The sequence below is a fragment of the Streptomyces sp. NPDC088354 genome (genome assembly GCF_044753585.1).
In the GTDB taxonomy this organism is placed as follows: Bacteria; Actinomycetota; Actinomycetes; order Streptomycetales; family Streptomycetaceae; genus Actinacidiphila.
This window is the reverse complement of record NZ_JBIVNJ010000069.1, coordinates 1-18,982: the sequence shown is the minus strand read 5'-3', so window position 1 is coordinate 18,982 and position 18,982 is coordinate 1. Positions and strand designations below refer to the sequence as shown.

Sequence of the window (18,982 nt, the reverse complement as noted above, 5' to 3'; positions counted from 1 at the left end):
GGCTTCTCCCGCTCCGGCGCGACGATGTCCACCGCGCTCATCCTCGACCTGGACCGGGTCGCCGCCACCCGGCTGTCCTTCTTCCTCGGCATCCCCGCGCTGACCGGCGCGGGCCTGTACGAGCTCAAGGACGCCCTCGGCGCCGGCGTCGGCACCGCCCCCCTGGTGGTCGGCACCGCGGTCTCGTTCGTCGTCGCCTACGCCTCCATCGCCTGGCTGCTGAGGTTCGTCGCCAAGCACTCCTTCAACGCGTTCGTGTTCTACCGGGTTGTCATCGGCGTCCTGCTCCTCGGGCTCCTGGGCGCCGGAGCGCTGACCGCCTGACCACCACCGCCTTTCATAATGGAGGGGCATGAGGGCAGACGATCCAGGGAGGGGACGGTCCATGGCGGACGCGGACAGCGAGCGACGGCCTGCGGGCGAGCTGGAGGCCAGCGTGCTCGCGGCGCTGTGGGCGGCGGGGGAACCGCAGACCGCGGCGCAGGTCAGGGAGGCCATCCCGCAGGAACTCGCCCGCACCACGGTGGCGACCCTCCTGGCGCGCCTTCACGAGAAGGGAGCGGTCGGCCGCAGCCCCGGCGGGCGCGGTTTCGTCTACTTCCCGGTGGAGGACTCCCACGGCCTGACCGCCCGCCGGATGCACCGCGAGCTCGACCAGGACGACGACCGGGGCAGAGTGCTGGCCCGATTCGTCGAAGGTCTCAGCCCCGGTGACGAGGCCGAGTTGCGGCGTCTGCTGGAGGGCGACGGCGGTTGATCGCCCTGCTGCTCCTTCCCCTGGTGCTGCCGTTCGTCCTGCCGTCGCTGGCCCGGCGGGTGGTGCACCAGGTACGGCCCGGGATCGCGCTGTGGGCCGTCACCTCCGCCGCGGCCGCGTTGGCGATCGGGGTGGTGGCCTGCCTGGGAGTCCTGCTGATCCCCCTGGCCCTCACGGTGCCGCCGGTCGCCGCGCTCGCGGAGCTGATCCAGCCCCTCCGGGTCGGTCCGGGGTTCTTCGTGACGGCGGTGTCGGCCTTGGCCGCCGGGGCGCTCGTCGTCACCTCGGTCACGGCCGTGCGGCGGGCGTGGTCGGAGGTGCGACGGTTCCGCGCGGCGCACGGCGACGTCGCCGGCCTCCCGCAGGCCGGGGGGCTGTGCGTGCTCGACGACCCCCGCCCGGACGCCTACGCGCTGCCGGGAACCCGTCGCCGCGCGGGCCGGATCGTGGTGACCACCGGCATGCTCCGCGCACTGGCCCCCGCTGAGCGTGAGCCCCTGCTGGCCCACGAGCGCGCCCATCTCGCCGGGCGCCACCACCTGTTCCTCGCCGCCGCACAGCTCGCCGGGTGGTGCCACCCGGCGCTGGCCGCCGTCGTGCCGCAGGTGTCGTTCGCCGCAGAGCGGGTCGCGGACGAGGCCGCCGCGAGGGTCGCCGGTGACCGGACGCTGACGGCGCAGGCCGTCGGCCGGGCCGCCCTGGCCGTCACCCGCAGCCGGGAGCGGTCCGAACGGCCCATGCTGGCCAGGGGTGTTGTCGGCGGTCCGGTTCCTGCCCGGGTCAAGGCGCTGCTGGCCCAGGCTCCCACCCGACGTCTCGCGCCTGTGCTGGTCGCCGTCACCCTGCTGTGCGGTACCGCTGCCGCCTCCTCGCTCACCGGCGCGCTCTGGCTGCACGACGGGGTGGAGGTCGCGCAGGGGGAGGACCCCGACCACTGCATCCCGTCATTGCCGTGACGGTCCCGCCCTCCGGGTAGGTCCGCACGCGGGAGATGAGGGCAGCCTTCCTTTGTCGTCTATAGATCTGTAGACGCGCCGGTACGCGCCGGCCGAGCCGCTGTCCGAGTTCGCCGCGGGCGTTTTCACACAGCCCGGGAAGGACACCCCGTGTTCGGCAACTACCTCATCGGCCTGCGCGAGGGCCTCGAGGCCAGCCTCGTCGTGTGCATCCTCGTCGCCTGCCTCGCCAAGACCGGCAACCGCCGCCGACTGGTGCCGGTGTGGACCGGAGTCGGCATCGCCGTCGTCCTGAGCCTGGCCTTCGGCGCCCTCCTGCAGTTCGGCTCCTCCACCCTCACCTTCCAGGTCAAGGAAGCACCGGTGGACCCGCCGGCCCCGCTCATCCGCAACCGCCCCGCGTGAGTTGGTTCTTGCGTGTTTCCAGCCGATTATTTCGTTCGGTGCGCGATGTATTGCCGATGCGTCATCGCGTCGTTACGCTCCCCGGCGCCAGGCTCCCCGTTGCCGCGTATCGCCGATGAGCCGCGGAGTGGCGGGAGTTGACAGCCGACCGGAGGAGTCCAGATGGGTGTCACACGCAGGGTCTTCCTGCAGGCCGCGATCGCGGCCACCGCCGCGGGCGGGATCGGGACCGCGCAGACGGCGCTGGCGTCACCGGCCGGTGCGGCCGGAAGTCCGCCCGGCGACGTGGTCGGCAAGATCACCGTGGGGTACCAGGGCTGGTTCGCCTGTCCCGGCGACAACGCGCCGATCAACGGCTGGTGGCACTGGAGCCAGGACTGGGGCCGGCCGCCGTCCCGGACCAACACCGCCGTCAGTTGCTGGCCCGACATGCGCGAGTACGCCCACGGCTACCAGACGGCGTACGCCAACCTGGGCAACGGCCAGCCGGCCACGCTGTTCTCCTCGTACGACCAGCAGACCGTGGACCTGCACTTCTCCTGGATGCAGCAGAACGCCATCGACACCGCCGCCCTGCAGCGCTTCAACCCCAACGGCGGGGAGGGCGCCACCCGCGACCAGATGGCGGCGAAGGTCCGCGGCGCGGCCGAGTCGCACGGCGTGAAGTTCTACATCATGTACGACGTCTCCAACTGGTGGAACATGCAGTCCGAGATCAAGACGGACTGGACGACGAAGATGTCGGCGCACACGTCCTCGCCCGCGTACGCGCGCCAGAACGGCAAGCCGGTGGTCTGCATCTGGGGCTTCGGCTTCAACGACGACAACCATCCGTTCTCGGTCGGCGCCTGCCTGGACGTCATCAACTGGTTCAAGGCCCAGGGCTGTTACGTCATCGGCGGGGTGCCGCGCGAATGGCGGACCGGCGGCGCGGGCACCAAGACCGGGTACACGGACGTGTACCACGCCTTCAACATGATCTCGCCGTGGATGGTGGGCGCGATCGGCAACGCCCAGGAGTCCGACAACGCCTACACCACCTACACCGTCGGCGACGAGGCGGACTGTGTCGCGCACGGCATCGACTACCAGCCGTGCGTGCTGCCCGGCGACGTCTCGGGCCGGCAGCGGGCGCACGGCGACTTCATGTGGCGGCAGTTCTACAACATGTGCCGGGCCGGCGTGCAGGGCATCTACATCTCGATGTTCGACGAGTACAACGAGGGCAACCAGATCGCGAAGACCGCCGAGACCCAGGCCTCGGTGCCCACCGACTCCGGGTTCCTCGCCCTCGACGAGGACGGCACCTTCTGCTCCTCGGACTACTACCTGCGGCTGACGGGCGACGGCGGCCGGATGCTCAAGGGCCAGATCGCCCTGACCCCGGTCCGGCCCACCCCACCGGTGGCCGGCGGCGACACCACCCCGCCGTCGGCGCCGGGATCGCTGCGGGCCACCGGCCACAGCGACACCACGGTCGCGTTGGCCTGGAACGCCGCCGCCGACAACACCGGCGTCACCGGCTACCGGATCATGCGGGTCAACGGCTCCACGAGCACCCAGGTCGGGACCGCCACCGGGACGTCCTTCACCGTCACGGGCCTGAGCCCGTCCACCGCCTACACCTTCGACGTCGTGGCCGCCGACGCGGCCGGCAACCTCTCCCAGCCCTCGAACCAGGTCTCCGTCACCACCGACCCGGGCTCGGGCACCACCGATCTGGCGCTGCACAAGCCCACCTCGGAGAGCAGCCACACGCAGGTCTACGGGTCGGGCAACGCCACCGACGGCGACCTCAACAGCTACTGGGAGAGTGTGAACAACGCCTTCCCGCAGTGGCTGCAGGTGGACCTCCAGGCGGCGACCGCCATCCGCCGGCTCGTCCTGCGCCTGCCGCCGTCCACGGCCTGGGGCACCCGGACCCAGACCCTCTCGGTGCTGGGCAGCACCGACGGCGGCACCTTCACCACGCTGCTGTCCTCCACCAACTGCACCTTCGACCCGGCCACGGGCAACGCCGCGACCCTCACCCTGTCCGCCCCGGTCACCACCCGGTACGTGCGGGTGAACTTCACCGCCAACACCGGCTGGCCGGCGGGCCAGTGCTCGGGACTGCAGATCTTCAGCGCCTGACCGCCCGACCGCCTGGTCGCCCGGTCGGCCCGCGGACGGACATCGTCCTCGGGCCGACCGGGCCGACACCTCGCAGGGAGTGAGCTCCGCGATCCTGGTGAACTGACTCGGTGCCGCCGTCACCACCACCCTGAGCCGGTCCGTGGTCACCTCGCACGCGAACGGGATCCAGCGCTGCGCCAGCCGGGTCGCGGAACTCACCCCCTGACGGTGAGGCCCCCCGCCGTCCTGTCCCGCCGCGATCGGCCGTTCGGCGGCGGCACAGTGCGGCGGCACCCCATGATGGGCGCGTGGACTTCGAGCCGTACCGGGGTGAGCTGGTGGCGTACTGCTACCGGATGGTGGGGTCCTTCCACGAGGCCGAGGACCTGGTGCAGGAGACGATGCTGCGGGCCTGGCAGGCCCGCGACCGGTACGACCGCACGCGCGCGTCCGTGCGGACCTGGCTGTACCGCATCGCGACGAACGTCTGCCTGACCGCTCTCGAGCGGCGCGCGCGGCGGCCGTTGCCCTCCGGACTGGGCGCCCCGAGCGACGACCCCGGGGCGCCGCTGACGCCGGCGCCCGACATCCCCTGGCTGCAGCCGTTTCCCGACGCGCGGTTCGACACGGGTCTGCGGGCCGACATGCGGCTGGCGCTGGTGGCCGCGATGCAGGTCCTGCCGCCGCGGCAGCGCGCCGTGCTCGTGCTCCGGGAGGTCCTGGAGTTCAGCGCCGCCGAGGTCGCGGAGCACCTGGGCACGACGGTCGCGGCCGTCAACAGCGCTTTGCAGCGGGCCCGCGCCGCCGTGGTGGACGTGGGTGAGATGAGCGATGTCGCCGAGCCGGACGATCCCGGGGTACGCGCGGTGATCCAGCGCTATGTGCGGGCGTTCGAGGCGGCCGACGTCCCCGCCCTCGTGCGTCTGCTGACGGACGACGCGATCCTGGAGATGCCGCCGGTGCCGCTGTGGTACCAGGGCAGCCGCGACTACGGCCGGTTCATGCGCCGCGTGTTCGACCTGCGCGGGACGGGCTGGAGCACGAGGCGCCTCACGGCCAACGGCCAGCCCGCGTTCGCCGCGTACGCGCCGCTGCCCGGTGGCGGTCATCACCTGCACACTCTCCAGGTCCTGACGGTCACCGGCGGCCGCGTCGCGCACAACGTCGTCTTCGCCGATCCGCGCGTGCTCGAGATGTTCGGCCTGCCCCAGCGGATTTCCTCCGACGCGTCGCGCCCGGGGCGATGAGTCCTGCCGGTGCCGCCGGTACGTACCGGTGAGCATCGACCGGAAGGATCAACCGCTGTGAGCGTCATCGTCATCGAGTTCATCACCCTGGACGGGATCGTCTCGGACCCGGACGGGTCCGGGGGCACGCCGGACGGAGGCTGGGCATTCCGCCACGGCCCCGAGACGGTCGCCGGGGACAAGTTCCGGCTCGGCAGCACGCTGGACGACGGGGTCCTGCTGCTGGGCCGAGGCACCTGGCAGTTGTTCTCGCGGCTCTGGCCGCGACGCGACGACCCGTTCTCCGCCCGGATGAACGCCGTGCCGAAACTGGTCGCCTCCCGCACGCTGACCGACACCTCGGCATGGGCGAACTCGCGGGTCGTCCCCGGCGCCCTGGTCGACGCCGTCCAGCGGGAGGACCGCGACGTGATCGTCGCGGGCAGCCTGAGCGTGGTGCACACGCTGATGGCCGAGGGCCTGGTCGACGAGTACCGGCTCCTGACCTTCCCCACCGTCCTCGGCGCCGGCGAGCGGCTCTTCCCCGCCGACGGCCCGCCCGCCCACCTGGAGTGCCTGTCGGCGGAACGGGCCGGCGCCGCCGTCCTCACGCGGTACGGGAGGGCGGCCCGATAACCGCGCCGGCCCGCCCCGGCTCCCGCATCCGGGGCCGGGGCGGGGCAGGCGGCCCGTCAATCCACCGGGCGCACCTGCACCGTGTGCCTGCCGGGCGCGATGTCCGTCAGATGCACATAGCCGTCGGCGAGCCGGGCGCCGCGGTCCTCGGCCCTGGTGCCGGACCAGACCAGGCGGTGGTCGACACGGACGCTGACGGACCGGCCGTCGGTGGGCACCGCGATGGTGCCGCGCGTCCCCCGGGGGCTGTCGCAGCTCAGCGTGAAGTGCCCGGGCGCGGCGTGCTGCCAGTCGGCGTCGAGCGGTCCGTGCGGGGTGGGCACCCGGCCGCGCGTCCAGGCGACGGACCCCGGGTGGGGCCGGAGCGCCCAGGTCGCGAAGCCGGGGGAGGTGGGCCGCAGGCCCAGCAGCTGGTTGGTCAGGGCGGGCAGCACGCCGGTGGACCAGCCGTGCGCCATGCTCGTGTAACCGTCCTCGTACGGCGAGCCGTTGGGCCCGATGCCCTCCCAGTTCGTGATGCCGGGGTCGTGGGTGTGCATCCACCCGTAGGTGCGCCGGATCTGGTCGATCGCGGAGTCCGCCCGGCCGGTCTCGAAGCGTGCCACGAGTTCGGGGTAGGAGGTGAAGGCGTAGACCCGCTGGGAGGCCCCGGCGAAGATCGTGTCGTTGTCCATGAAGGCGTTGCCGTAGGGCAGCTTGGTCGTGCCGTCCAGGTGGGCGAGGGCAGCGGCCGCCCGCTCGGGAGAGGCCACGCCGGAGGTGATGGCGATGGCGTTGCCGTCCTGCGCGTGGCGGGCCGGGCCGGTGGCGGAGTCGAGATAGGCGCCGGCGCCCGCGTCCCACAAATGGGCGTTGACGGCGTCGGCGACGGTCCGGGCGCGCGCGGACCAGCGCGCGGCGTCCGCCTCGTGCCCGAGCAGCCGCGCGATCGCCGCCGCGTCGTCGAGCGCCTGCACGTAGTTGACGTTGTAGTAGGTGATCCGCCCGGAGCGCGGCAGGAAGGCGTAGTCCCCGTAGCCCGACGTGTTGTTGAGGCCCTTGCTGAGCAGGCCGTCGGCGTCGGTGACGGACGGGTACCAGGTGTCGAGAACCTTCACCAGATGCGGGTAGTAGTCGGCGGCGTAGTGGAGGTCACCGGTGTAGAGGACGTAGTCCCAACTGCAGGTGACCCACCACAGCGGATAGTCGAAGAGCGGCAGTGTGTAGTTGTTGATGGAGGCGGGCGGTATCCAGCCGTCGGCGCGCTGGTGGTCGGCGAGGTCGGCCAGTACGTTGCGGGCGGCCTCGGGCGTGTCGTCGTGGGTGAGGTACATGGTGCGCGCGGAGACGGCGAGGTCGCCGATGTACGGGTCCCGGTCGCGCTTGGCCCCGTCCTGCAGGACGAGCTTGCCGCGCAGCGAGGGCGTGTCGGCGCCGCGCGGGTCCACGTCACCGGAGCGGAAGGTGTCGGTGACCAGCTCATTGGTGTAGGCGGCCGCGTACCAGTAGCGGTTGAGCTCGTCGTCGGAGCTGAGGAACCAGCCGCTGTAGGTGTCGGGAGTGCCCAGGTACGCGGTGAAGTCCAGCCAGACCGAGTCGACGGCCACCTGCCCCCAGGGCAGCGCGACCGGGGCGTCCGCGTCGAGCGCGTCGAGGCTGATCCTCAGATAGCGGAAGCCGTGCAGCCCGTCCGCGTAGACCTTGCCGTCCTTCTGGTAGCCGCCGGTGTCCGTCCAGTGGGCGCCGGAGGCCGGCACGGCGAACTGGTCGGTGCCGCGGCCGGGCGCACCCGACTGGTCGGACCGGGTGAAGTCGCTGCGGTCGCTGAGGAATTGCCGCGTCTCGGAGAAGGCCAGCCGCACACCGGGGTTGTTCGCGGAGGCCCAGGCGAAGCGGACGTGCGGGTAGCCGACCACGACCTTGCCGAAGTCCAGGACGACGCTGGGGATCTGCTCCACCGGCACGACGGCGGGCCACACCTCGTTGACCCGGGTGAAGGTGCCCTTGGGGGTCTCCTGGTCCGCGGTGACCGTGATCCGGACGCCGCTGGTGGAGGCCGCGGTCTCGAACCGCACGGGGATCTGCACGGCGGAGTTGCCGGTGACGGTCGCGGCCGTCCGCCACACGCTGCCGTCCCAGGTCTCGACGGTGAAGGCACTGGGCACGCCGTCGGGGTTGGACAGCACCGTAATGCCCGACAGGGTCACGGGGGAGGGCGTGGTGATCGTCAGGACGTCCGGGTAGGCGGCGATCGTGTCGTCGTTCCAGAAGGTGTCGGGATTCCCGTCCACGGCGTTGGTCGCGTCATAGGTGCGCGGATTACCGTCGTTGCCGCTGTTCGGCGCGTGGGCCGAGGAGGCGGCCGCCGTCGTGCCGTCCGGCCAGCGCGGGGGTGCGGTGGGTTCCGGACGCTTGAACACGGCGGGCCTGCCGTGGGGACGCAGCAGTGCTTCCGGCTCGGTGACGTCACCCGTGGTGCGCAGCACGCGGACAGGCCGGACGGTGCGTTCGGCGGGCGCCTGGACGTACTGGTGCCAGCTGTGCGGGGCCGCAGGACCGCTGGGGGCGGCGCGCCCGGCGCCCCCCGTACCCGCGTCGCGCGCGGCGGCGGGAGCGGCGGAGGCGAAGGTGAGGCCGGTGGCGGCGAGCGCGGCCCCGCCGATGCCCGCCTGAAGGACGGCACGGCGCTGCGGACCGGACGGCTGAGGGGTGCCTCGTCTGGGGTTGCTCGGCATGTGCGGCTCTCCTTGTAACGATTCAATCCCTGATTGCGGGATGAGGCTACAAGGGAGTCCCTGAAGCCGTCCAGAGGCGCGACCGGGTCGGCGATAAGCCCGACTCGGCCTCTTCGCGAGGGGTTTGGGAAGGTCGCGCCGGGCGTCGCGGGGCTGCCTCCGGATGCGCTTCGGACCCCTGTGTGCAAGGGAACGTTTCAATCGAAGCGACAGCACCGGCCACGCTTCGGGACGGGAGGGAGGGGGACGCACGCGGGCACCGGGCGGCCGTGCGGGCCTCGACGGCGCCTGCGGGACGGCGGCCCGTGGAGCGGCCGTCGTGGGATCGGTGCTGTTCACCGGCGTACACTTGCTCTGGGAGATCCGAGAACGGCGGTCCGGCACCGGCCGTGATCCGCTTCCCGATCTGCCCCGGAGTGCTCGCCGACCGGTTCCGGGAGCGGGGAGGCCAGCGGCACTGCATCCTGCCGGCACGGCCGGCACCCGACAGGGGGATGGCCCGCTCAGCCGGAATCGGCAGCTTATTGTGGGCGTGTCCCACCGCACGTTCCTCGGTGTGCACGAGCCCTGCCGGACCCGGTGTCCACGCCCGCCCACGGCCCGGAGGCATCCGATGAACCACAAGCGCCCCGGAACGGGCCCGCTCACCGTGACGGTGTTCGCCTTCCCGGGAGTGCGCCTGCTCGATGTGACCGGTCCCATCGAGGTGTTCTCGACCGCGAACGAGTTCGGCGGGCGCTACCGGGTGCAAATCGTCTCCGAGGACGGTGCAGAGGTGATCACCTCCGCGGGGACCCGGCTCAGCGCCGACCTGTCCGTCGCGGACGTGCGTGAGCCCGGCGACGTCCTGGTGATCCCGGGCGGCCCGGAGTGGGAAACGCTGATCAAGGACGACGATGTCCTGAACGCCGTCCGGCAGCTGAACGAGAAGAGCCACTGCACGGCGTCGGTGTGCACCGGGGCGTTCCTCCTGGCCGCCGCCGGCCTCCTGGACGGCCGCCGCGCCGCGACGCACTGGCGGTACTCGCAGCAACTCGCGCTGCGCTTCCCGTCCGTGCGGGTCGAACCCGACGCCATCTTCGTCCGGGACGGCCGGCTGATGACGTCCGCGGGCGTCACGGCGGGGATCGACCTGGCCCTGGCCGTCGTCGAGGAGCACCACGGTGCGGATGTCGCCCGGGCGGTCGCCAAGGACATGGTCGTCTTCATGCAGCGACCGGGCGGCCAGTCCCAGTTCAGCGCCCGGTGCCAGGCCCCGCACACCCAACAGGACACCCTCCGCCGGGTCCTGGACGCGGTCGCCCAGGAACCCGGGGGCAACCACACGCTGACCGCCATGGCCCGCAGGGCGGGCGTCAGCGTCCGCCACGTGACCCGGCTCTTCTACGAAGAGGTGGGAACCACCCCGGCCCGCTACGTGGAGCAGATCAGGCTGGAGGCCGCCCAGGGACTGCTGGAGCGCGGTGACGACTCCATGGCGGTCGTCGCGCGCCGCACCGGCTTCGGCTCGCCCGAGTCGCTGCGCAGGGCGTTCGCTCGGCACCTGGGCGTGACGCCCGGCGCGTACCGGGCCCGCTTCCGGACGACCGGCGAGGACACGAAGGACTGACACCGCGGCCGGCCCGCGCCGCGGCACCCACGGCGCGGCCCGGTCGCGGTGAGTACGTACGACGCGTCGGCACGGCGCGGGCCGGCATCGCCCCGGCCCGCTCCCGCATGCCCGCATGCCCGTGCCCGCGTGACGGCACATCACGGCACATCCCGCGGCGGGCGCCGGCGCCTGCCGCCTGCTGCCGACCGCGGTCGCCGTCCGTGCGAGGCCCTGCCGGAGGGCCGAATGTGCACCCCTGCTGTCCGTATCTGCGGCCAGCACGCGCGGCTCCCGGGGAGTTGAACGCAAAGAAGAACACCCAAGGACCGGGACCGTCCCGAAGCGTCGCCTCGCACAGAGGCGTCCGAGGCGCGCCGCGGTGGCCCGACCGAGCAGAAGGCGATCAACGATGGCTTCGACCAGTCCGACTCCCGCACCCGATCCGCGCAGATGGCGTGCGCTCGCGGTCATCTGTCTGGTGCAGGTGATGCTGCTGCTCGACGTGACCGTGGTCAACGTCGCGCTGCCGCCCATCCAGCGGGATCTCGGCTTCACGACCACCGGCCTGGCATGGGTCGTCAACGGCTACACCGTCACGTACGGCGGACTGCTGATGCTCGGTGGGCGGCTGGGCGACCTGCTCGGCCGAAGGCGCCTCTTCCTCGTCGGCCTGGCGGTCTTCGCGCTCTCGTCGGCGAGCGCCGGGGTGGCCCAGCAGGCCGGTGTCCTGGTCGCCAGCCGCTTCGTGCAGGGCGTCGGCGCGGCACTCGTGAGCCCGGCGGCCCTGTCCCTGGTGACGCTGATGTTCACCCAGCGCCAGGAACGGGCGCGGGCGATGGCCATCTGGAGCGGCCTGGCGGGAGTCGGCGTGGCGCTGGGTGTCGTGCTGTCAGGGATCCTGACCGACATCGCCTCGTGGCGGTGGATCTTCTTTGTCAACCTCCCCGTGGCCGCCTTCGCGTTCCTCGCCACCCCCAGACTGGTCTCCGAGAGCCGGGCCGCCGCCAGGCGCGGGCGGCCCGACGTCCTGGGAGCCGCCCTGGTCACCCTCGGCCTGCTCCTGCTGGTGTTCGGGTTGTTGGAGAAGGCGGGCCACGCGTGGGTCTCGCTCTCCGTCCTCGGCTCGGTGGGGATCGGGGTGCTCCTTCTGATCGGCTTCGTCCTGGTCGAGGCCCGGGTGTCCGCCCCCCTGGTGCCCCTGGCGTTCCTGCGTTCGCGCAACCGGAGCATCGCCAACGTGGTGCGCATCTGCTACTACGTGGGTTTCGCCACGTTCTTCTTCTCGCTGAGCCTGTACGTGCAGCACACGCTGCGGTTCTCGCCACTGGCGACCGGATTCGCCTTCATCCCCTTCGGGTTGGTCATCCTGTTCAGCGCGACCGCGCTCGCGCCACGCCTCCTTCGCCGCTTCGGGCTGCGGATGCTCAACGGGGGAGGACTCGCGATCTCCACGGCCGGCTACCTTCTGCTCGCCGGTCTGAGCGTTCACGGCAGCTACGCGGCCGACGTGCTGCCCGGCCTGCTCCTGGTGCCGCTGGGAGGCGGCCTGGTCCTGGTCGGGTCCACCGTGGCGGGAGTCGACGGCGCGACGGGCGAGGACGCGGGCATCGCCACCAGCATGAACAACGCGTCCATGCAGATCGGCAGCGCCCTCGGCCTGGCCGCCCTGGTCTCCGTGGGCACCAGCCATGCCACCGTGCTGCGGCACGCGGGCATGGACGCGATGACCGCCACCGTGCGCGGTTACGCCCTCAGTTTCGCCATCGCCGCGTGCCTGACGGCCTTCGGCGCGGTACTGGGCTTCCTCGGGATCCACCGCACGGTGGCCGAGGTCCCGGCGTTGCCGCCGAAGCCCCGGCAGCGCGTGGCCTGATCCGTCCCGGACGGTGAGAACGTGAGCCCCCGGCCGGGATGCCGGGGGCTCACGGACCTGACCCCGCCGGCCCTCCGACTGCTGGAAGGGAATCATGAACAACATCGCTGAGAACGGCGCCGGTTCCGCGGCGCCCGTCCACGGTCAGGACTGGCGCGTCGCCTACTGCCCGCCTCCAGAACCGCCACCGGGTACGCCGTACGGCGCGGAGGTGGTGTGCGTCGTCGGTGACCGCATCCTCCTCGTCAGCGAGGACGGACAGCGCTGGCGGCTGCCCTCCTCTCCCGCCGAGCCGCGGGAGAGGTGCCGCGACACGATGCGCCGGGAGGTCCGTGAGGAAGCCTGTGCCTCGGTGGTGGAGCGCCGGCTCCTCGGGTTCAGCCGGGGCGTCTGCGTCCGCGGCCCGCAGGAGGGGCTGGTACTGATCCGCGCGATGTGGCGGGCGGAGGTGCGACTGGCTCCGTGGGACCCGCACCGCGGGACGGCCCACCGCCGGCTCCTGCCGGTGGGAGAGGCCTTCAGGACCCTGAGCATCCCCGACGGCCTCGGTCCCTTCTACCGCAGGCTGTTCGCGCAGGCCGTCGTCTCGCGCACCGCCGTCCACCACCGCTGAACCACCGGACGCACCCGCACCGGCGGAGCCCCCTCGGACCTCGGTCCGAGGGGGCTCCGCCGGTGCGGGTGGCAACCGGCCGGTCAGCGGAAGGCCGACTCCACCAGGTCCTTCTGCTCGCCCGCGTGGCGCCGGGCGGAGCCGACGGCGGGTGCCGGAGCCTGCGGCCGGCTGACACAGCCGATCCCGCGGTGCAGGTGCGGGGCCACGAAGGACCACGCGCCCTGGTTCTCCGGCTCCTCCTGTACCCACCGCACCTCGGCATCGGCCGGGAAGCGGGCCAGTTCCGCGCCGAGCTCCTCGTCCGGGAACGGGTAGAGGCGCTCCAGGCGGACGATGGCGGTGTCCGTCAGGCCCGCGTTCCGCCGGTGGGCGTCCAGGTCGTAGAAGACCTTCCCGGAGCACACCAGCACGCGCTTGATCCCCGCGGTGTCCGTCGTGCCGTCCGGTACGACGGGACGGAACGCGCCCGTGGTGAACTCCGGCAGACGGGAGGTGGCTGCCTTCAGCCGCAGCATCGACTTGGGAGTGAAGACGACCAAGGGCTTCTTGTGCCCGTCGAGCGCCTGCTGCCTGAGCAGATGGAAGTAGTTGGCCGGCAGCGAGGGCATGGCGACGGTCATGTTGTCCCGCGCGCACAGCTGGAGGAACCGCTCGATCCTCGCGGAGGAGTGGTCCGGCCCCTGCCCCTCCAGGCCGTGCGGCAGCAGCAGCGTCACTCCGGAGCGCTGCCCCCACTTCTGTTCGGACGACGAGATGTACTCGTCCATGACGGTCTGGGCGCCGTTGGCGAAGTCGCCGAACTGGGCCTCCCACAGCACCAGGGCCTCGGGCCGGGCCACTGAGTAGCCGTACTCGAAGGCCAGCGCCGCGAGTTCGGAGAGCATCGAGTCGTAGGGCGTGAAGGCCGCCGCCCGCGGGTCCAGGGAGTTCAGCGGCGTGTGCTCCGCGCCGGTGCGCCGGTCGGTGAGCACCGCGTGGCGCTGGCCGAAGGTGCCGCGGCGGGAGTCCTGTCCGGACAGCCGCACCGGAACCCCGTCGAGCAACAGGGAGCCCAGGGCCAGGGTTTCGGCGGTGGCCCAGTCGATCGTCCCGGCGTCCGGCATCGCGGTGCGCCTCTGGAGCTGCGGCAGGACGCGCGGGTGCACGGTGAAGCCCTGCGGGACGCCGGTCTGGGACGCGACGACCCGCCGGACGGTCTCCTCCGTGATGGCGGTCGCCGCCCGCGGGGCGGTCACGTCCGCGGGGTCCCCGATCGCCACCGGGCGCGTGGGTTCCGGGGGAACGGGCCCCGCCGCCGCGTGGGTCTCGGCGAAGGCCTGCTCCAGGTGCGCCTGGTAGTCCCGCAGCGCGCCTTCCACCTGCCGTTCCCCGATGTCACCGCGGCGGACCAGCGCCTCGGCGTACAGCTTGCGCACCGAGGGCCTGGCGTCGATGCGGTCGTACATCGTCGGCAGCGTGATGGACGGGTCGTCGACCTCGCTGTGCCCGTTGCGCCGGTAGCAGACCAGGTCGATGACGACGTCCTTGTGGAACGTGCGCCGGTAGTCGAAGGCCAGCCGGGCCGCCCTGACGACGGCCTCGGGGTCGTCCCCGTTGACGTGCAGGACCGGGGCCTCGACCGTCCTGGCGACATCCGTGGCGTACGTGCTCGAACGGCCGCTGGCGGGCGACGTCGTGAACCCGACCTGGTTGTTGATGACGATGTGCACGGTGCCGCCGGTGCGGTACCCCGGCAGCTGGGACATGTTCAGCGTCTCGGAGACCACTCCCTGACCGGCGAAGGCGGCATCGCCGTGGACGACGACCGGCAGGACGGAGCGGGCTTCGTCACCGCCCGCGGCCAGGTCCTGCTTGGCGCGCACGACTCCCTGCGCGACCGGCCCCACGATCTCCAGATGCGAGGGGTTCGCCACGACGGAGACGGCGATCGCGCTGCCGTCCAGCGCACGGTAGGTGCCCTCCGCGCCGAGGTGGTACTTCACGTCCCCGGACCCCTGGACCGAGCGGATGTCCACGGCGTCCTCGAACTCGTGGAAGATCTCCGCGTAGGCCTTGCCGACGATGTTGGCCAGCACGTTGAGCCGGCCCCGGTGCGCCATCCCGATGACGGCTTCCCCCACGCCGGCCCTGATGGACCGGAGCAGCAGGGCGTCCAGGAGCACGATCGCCGATTCGCCGCCTTCCAGCGAGTACCGCTTCTGGCCCACGTACTTGGTCTGCAGGAACGTCTCGAAGGCCTCTGCCGCGCCCAACCGGTACAGGATCTGCAGTTGTTCGGCGCGGTCCGGCCGGGGCTGCGGCGATTCGACCCGCTGCTGGATCCACCGGCGTTCCTCGAAGGCCTTGATGTGCATGTACTCGGCACCGACGGTGCGGCAGTACGAGTCCCGCAGGGCGTCCAGCACCTGGCGAAGGGTCATCGCGTCCCGCCCGGCGAAGCCGTCGACGACGAACTCCCTGTCCAGGTCCTCGTCGCCGAGCCCGAACGCCGTGATGTCGAGCTCCGGGTGCGCGGCCCGGTGTTCCGTCGCGAGCGGGTCGGTGTCGGCCACCAGATGTCCGCGCACCCGGTACGCGTCGATCAGCGCCGCGACCCGGACCGCCTTGAGCGCCGCGTCTCCCGCGTCACCCGCGCGGTCCTGGGCGGGGGCCGTCACTCCGTGGCGCGCCTGCCGGCCGATCGCGGACGTCGGGACGGCGAAGAAGTCCCGCCACGTCTGGTCGACCGAGCCCGGGTCCTCCAGGTAGCGCTTGTACTGTTCGTCCACGAGCCATTCGTTGAGGCCGAATTCCAGCCTGCGGAGCACCGGCTCCCCGGCGTGTGACTGCGACACCATTGGGTCGTCGCCTTCTTTCCTCACTCGGAGCGATCGATGGTGGACGCGGCCGTGTCCTTGGCCGTACCCCATGGCGTCCAAGGACCTCGGTTCCACATCTCGTCGTTGAGGCGAACCCATCCGCCGTGTCGCGCCATCGACGCTACGACCGTCCGGACGCCGGAAGGGAGAGCCGGACCTGCCACAACGGCGGCACATCCGGACATCGCCCGCGCCCGCGGTAACCGCCGGCCGGCGGCAGCCCGAGCGGCACCACCCGTCGTGTCCGGAAGTGAGGCTGTCGTGGCACACGGTGTTATGCGCCGTGCCCGGGAAACCGTCATAGCCTCCTTGCGCCAGCGAGCCAACGGGCCGACGGACTCGGCCGCGACTCGCGAGCTGTTGTGCGTGGGCCCACGTCGCCGGCCGACCACCGACGGTGTCCCCACGACGAGGAAAGAGGCGTTCTACGCCGTGCCGCCCCACCCGAGCAGTGCCCGAGCCATCCCGACCACGGACGACGCGGGCCCGAGACGTCCCGTCCACGCCCGCCCCCGGCCGCGCAGGGCCGAGCGAACGAGACGTCCGCTGCTCGGTCCCAGCTGGTTCGCGGCCGTCATGGGCACCGGGATCGTCGCCAACGCCGCGGTCACGCTGCCGCGGAGCTTCCCCGCACTGCGGAATGCCGCGACGGTGGTCTGGATGGGGGCCGCGCTGCTCCTCGTCCTGCTCACCGCCGAATACGTCCGGCAGCGGGCGCTGCGGCTGCACGCCGCCGATCCGACGCTGTCCCAGTTCTTCGGCGCGCCGCCGATGGCACTGCTGATCGTGGGCGCCGGAACACTGCTGCTCGGCAAGCCGGTCATCGGGGCACGGGCGGCGCTGGACGTGGACTGGGTCCTCTGGTCGCTCGGCACCGTACTCGGCCTCGCCACGGCCTGCACGGTGCCGTACCTGATGGTCACCCGGCACCGCTACGCACCGGATGCCGCGTTCGGCGGCTGGCTGATGCCGGTGGTGCCGCCGATGGTGTCGGCCGCGACCGGCGCGCTGCTCGTCCCGCACGCCCCGGCGGGCCAGCCACGGCTGGCGCTCCTGCTCGCCTGCTACGCGATGTTCGGGCTGGCCCTGGTGGCGATACTGCTGGTGCTGGCCATGATGTACAGCCGCCTGGTGCACCACGAGGCGCCCACCGGCGCGGTGGTGCCCACGGTGTGGATCGGCGTGGGAGCGCTGGGACAGGGCGTGACGGCGCTGGGTGCACTGGCCACGGCGGCACCGAGCACACTGCTCGCCCCCTACGCGCGGGGCGCGGCCGTCTTCGCGCTCTTCGGCGGCATCGGGGTGTGGGGCTTCGCCATGCTGTGGCTGGTGCTCGCCACCGCGCTGACCGTGCGGGAGGTCCGGGCGGGACTGCCCTTCGCGCCGACCTGGTGGTCCTTCATCTTCCCCCTGGGCGCCTGTGTCACCGGCACCGGCGCCCTTGCCGTCCGCACCGGCTCCCAGCTGTTCGTCTGGACCGCCGTCGGCTTCTACGTGCTGCTCGTCGCCGCCTGGGCCGTGGTCGCCTGGCGCTCCCTGCACCACGCCGCGGGGCACGCGGCCAGGCCGGGAGGCCGACCGTAGCCCAGCGCCCGGCGGTGGGGTGTCGCGCGTCACGTCGACCGCGCGTCACGGACCGGGCTCCCGACTCCATCCGGTGGTCGTCAACAGCGGCTCGGAGGAAGGCGGAGGGATGAACGCACAGCAGGGAGGCGGCAGGGCCGGCGCACACCGCGTCCTGATCCTGGGCGCGGGCTGCGCGGGCACGGCCACGGCCGTCCAGCTCGCGGCCAGGGTCGACGGGCGTCAGGACGTACAGGTGACCCTCGTGAACGCGCAGGAGCGCTTCACCGAGCGCATGCGGCTGCACATGACGGCGACCGGGCAGCGGGTCGCCGAACTGGACGTCCCGGAGCTGCCGGCCGGCACCGGTGCGCGGTTCGTCCACGGGCTGGGCGGCGTCGAGTCGGCCGCGGAGATCGCCGAGCGGCACCCCGGCATGAATGTCGTCCTGCTCGGCCGGGCCGAGCCAGGCGCGGCCATGGGCCCGAGGGCCAGGAGGTATCTCCGGGGCGCGCTCGACCGGCTGGGTGTCCCGAGGGGCTGCCCGGCGCGGTGGGGCTGACGGGCGGGGAGAGCATCACCGCCGACGTGGTCGTGTGGGCCGGTGGCACGCCGGCGGTCCCCGCGGACCCCGGGGGGGCCGAACCCGGCCCGGCCCGCGGACAGGCCCGGGTCGCGGTCGGTACCGCCGGTTCACGGGCACGGTAGTCTGCCCCGGTGACATCGGATGCCCCCCTGAACCCGGACGAGGAACGCTTCTGGCGTGCCCTGATGCACGTCATGGTGGCGCTGCCGAAGGCGCTGGACGAAGACCTGCTGAAGGTGACCGGGCTGACGATGTCCGAGTACGCGGTGCTGGTCCACCTGTCCGAGGCCGCGGAGCGCGAGATGCGCATGACCGACCTGGCGGCCGCCACCGCGCTGTCCGTCAGCCGGATTTCCCGCGTGGCCGATGCCATGCAGACGCGCGGGTGGGTGGTGAAGCAGCGCGACGCCAACGATGCCCGCGGGAGCGTGGCGAAGCTGACGGCCGAAGGCCGGCGGCGGCTGCAGTCCGCGTATCCGACCAACCTGGCGAGCGCCCGCAGGCGCGTCATCGATCACCTGGACGCCGCCATGCTCGCCGGTTTCGCCGGACAGCTCGAAACCATCGCCGCTCGACTGGACTGAACCCGGCCGCGGCGCACGGACCGGTGCGACCAGGGGCGTCTGTTCGGTCATGGCCTGCGTGCCGAGCACGGTGAGCAGGGCGAGGCGTTCCGCGTCCTCCGTGCCGGGCTCGGCGGTGTAGATCATGATCCGGAGGTCGCTGCCGGCCACCGTGAGCACGTCGCAGTCCAGCCGCACCGGGTCCACCCGCGGGTGGTCGATGGTCTTGGGCGCCGCCTCGTGGCGGCCGGCCGTGCCGGCATCCCACAGTTCCGCGAAGCGGCGGCTGCGCGCCCGCAGTTCGCCGGCCATGTGCCGCAGCCGCTGGTCGGACGGGTAGCGTGCGGCGGCGGCGCGCAGGTCGTAGACGATCGCCGTCTCGAAGGAGCCGTCTCCTCCGGGGTCCGCCGGACGCGGGTGTTGCCGGCGCCGAGGAAGTGCCGCCAGACGCCGTTGCGCTCGTTGCCGCGCCAGCCGGAGGGGTCGCCCATCAGGGCCGCGTAGGGCGGGTTGTACTGGAGCA

General features: G+C 72.3%; 13 protein-coding genes and 3 pseudogenes. 13 read left to right on the top strand and 3 right to left on the bottom strand.

What is annotated here, in order from left to right; genetic code table 11:
- From ACIP98_RS40040 to ACIP98_RS40010, 7 genes and pseudogenes are all read left to right on the top strand, one after another.
- The coding region (locus ACIP98_RS40040; RefSeq protein WP_401981446.1) for an undecaprenyl-diphosphate phosphatase at positions 1 to 324 on the top strand (324 nt) is incomplete at its 5' end.
- Positions 325 to 385: 61 nt separating this feature from the next.
- The gene (locus ACIP98_RS40035) at positions 386 to 757 is read left to right on the top strand and encodes a BlaI/MecI/CopY family transcriptional regulator (RefSeq protein WP_319664901.1); all 372 of its coding nucleotides are present in this window, start codon (positions 386 to 388) and stop codon (positions 755 to 757) included.
- On the top strand, positions 754 to 1,713 hold the full coding sequence (locus ACIP98_RS40030; protein ID WP_319664902.1) for a M56 family metallopeptidase: 960 nt from the start codon (positions 754 to 756) through the stop codon (positions 1,711 to 1,713). Before ACIP98_RS40035 ends, ACIP98_RS40030 begins: the two co-directional genes overlap by 4 nt.
- A 150-nt stretch (positions 1,714 to 1,863) precedes the next feature.
- A pseudogene (locus ACIP98_RS40025) lies at positions 1,864 to 2,073 on the top strand (FTR1 family protein); the annotation flags it as partial.
- Positions 2,074 to 2,280: 207 nt separating this feature from the next.
- Positions 2,281 to 4,251, top strand: coding sequence for a discoidin domain-containing protein (locus ACIP98_RS40020; protein WP_401981444.1), 1,971 nt, complete (start codon positions 2,281 to 2,283; stop codon positions 4,249 to 4,251).
- A 263-nt stretch (positions 4,252 to 4,514) separates the two neighbouring features.
- Positions 4,515 to 5,480: pseudogene (locus tag ACIP98_RS40015) on the top strand (sigma-70 family RNA polymerase sigma factor); the annotation flags it as partial.
- 57 nt (positions 5,481 to 5,537) lie between these two features.
- Positions 5,538 to 6,095: a dihydrofolate reductase family protein gene (locus ACIP98_RS40010; RefSeq protein WP_401981442.1), complete on the top strand. Its 558-nt coding sequence runs from the start codon at positions 5,538 to 5,540 to the stop codon at positions 6,093 to 6,095.
- A gap of 56 nt (positions 6,096 to 6,151) precedes the next feature.
- Here the strand turns inward: ACIP98_RS40010 and ACIP98_RS40005 are convergent, their stop codons facing one another.
- Entirely contained in the window at positions 6,152 to 8,809 is a 2,658-nt protein-coding gene (locus tag ACIP98_RS40005) for an alpha-L-rhamnosidase C-terminal domain-containing protein (RefSeq protein WP_401981440.1), read from the bottom strand.
- Positions 8,810 to 9,422: 613 nt separating this feature from the next.
- Here ACIP98_RS40005 and ACIP98_RS40000 point away from each other — a divergent pair.
- From ACIP98_RS40000 to ACIP98_RS39990, 3 genes are all read left to right on the top strand, one after another.
- Positions 9,423 to 10,418, top strand: a complete 996-nt coding sequence (locus tag ACIP98_RS40000; RefSeq protein ID WP_319664912.1) for a GlxA family transcriptional regulator — start codon at positions 9,423 to 9,425, stop codon at positions 10,416 to 10,418.
- A 391-nt stretch (positions 10,419 to 10,809) separates the two neighbouring features.
- Positions 10,810 to 12,273 (top strand): MFS transporter, encoded by a 1,464-nt coding sequence (locus ACIP98_RS39995; protein WP_401981438.1) that lies wholly within the window; start codon positions 10,810 to 10,812, stop codon positions 12,271 to 12,273.
- 94 nt (positions 12,274 to 12,367) lie between these two features.
- Positions 12,368 to 12,886 (top strand): NUDIX domain-containing protein, encoded by a 519-nt coding sequence (locus ACIP98_RS39990; protein WP_401981436.1) that lies wholly within the window; start codon positions 12,368 to 12,370, stop codon positions 12,884 to 12,886.
- An 83-nt stretch (positions 12,887 to 12,969) separates the two neighbouring features.
- Here the strand turns inward: ACIP98_RS39990 and ACIP98_RS39985 are convergent, their stop codons facing one another.
- Positions 12,970 to 15,726 (bottom strand): multifunctional oxoglutarate decarboxylase/oxoglutarate dehydrogenase thiamine pyrophosphate-binding subunit/dihydrolipoyllysine-residue succinyltransferase subunit, encoded by a 2,757-nt coding sequence (locus ACIP98_RS39985; protein WP_401981434.1) that lies wholly within the window; start codon positions 15,724 to 15,726, stop codon positions 12,970 to 12,972.
- A gap of 597 nt (positions 15,727 to 16,323) precedes the next feature.
- Between ACIP98_RS39985 and ACIP98_RS39980 the strand changes: the two genes are divergently transcribed.
- From ACIP98_RS39980 to ACIP98_RS39970, 3 genes are all read left to right on the top strand, one after another.
- Positions 16,324 to 17,331 (top strand): TDT family transporter, encoded by a 1,008-nt coding sequence (locus tag ACIP98_RS39980; RefSeq protein ID WP_401981432.1) that lies wholly within the window; start codon positions 16,324 to 16,326, stop codon positions 17,329 to 17,331.
- A 109-nt stretch (positions 17,332 to 17,440) separates the two neighbouring features.
- The gene (locus ACIP98_RS39975; RefSeq protein ID WP_401981431.1) at positions 17,441 to 17,872 is read left to right on the top strand and encodes a hypothetical protein; all 432 of its coding nucleotides are present in this window, start codon (positions 17,441 to 17,443) and stop codon (positions 17,870 to 17,872) included.
- A 209-nt stretch (positions 17,873 to 18,081) separates the two neighbouring features.
- The gene (locus ACIP98_RS39970) at positions 18,082 to 18,480 is read left to right on the top strand and encodes a MarR family winged helix-turn-helix transcriptional regulator (RefSeq protein WP_401981448.1); all 399 of its coding nucleotides are present in this window, start codon (positions 18,082 to 18,084) and stop codon (positions 18,478 to 18,480) included.
- A 42-nt stretch (positions 18,481 to 18,522) separates the two neighbouring features.
- Here the strand turns inward: ACIP98_RS39970 and ACIP98_RS39965 are convergent.
- A pseudogene (locus ACIP98_RS39965) lies at positions 18,523 to 18,982 on the bottom strand (transcriptional regulator); the annotation flags it as partial.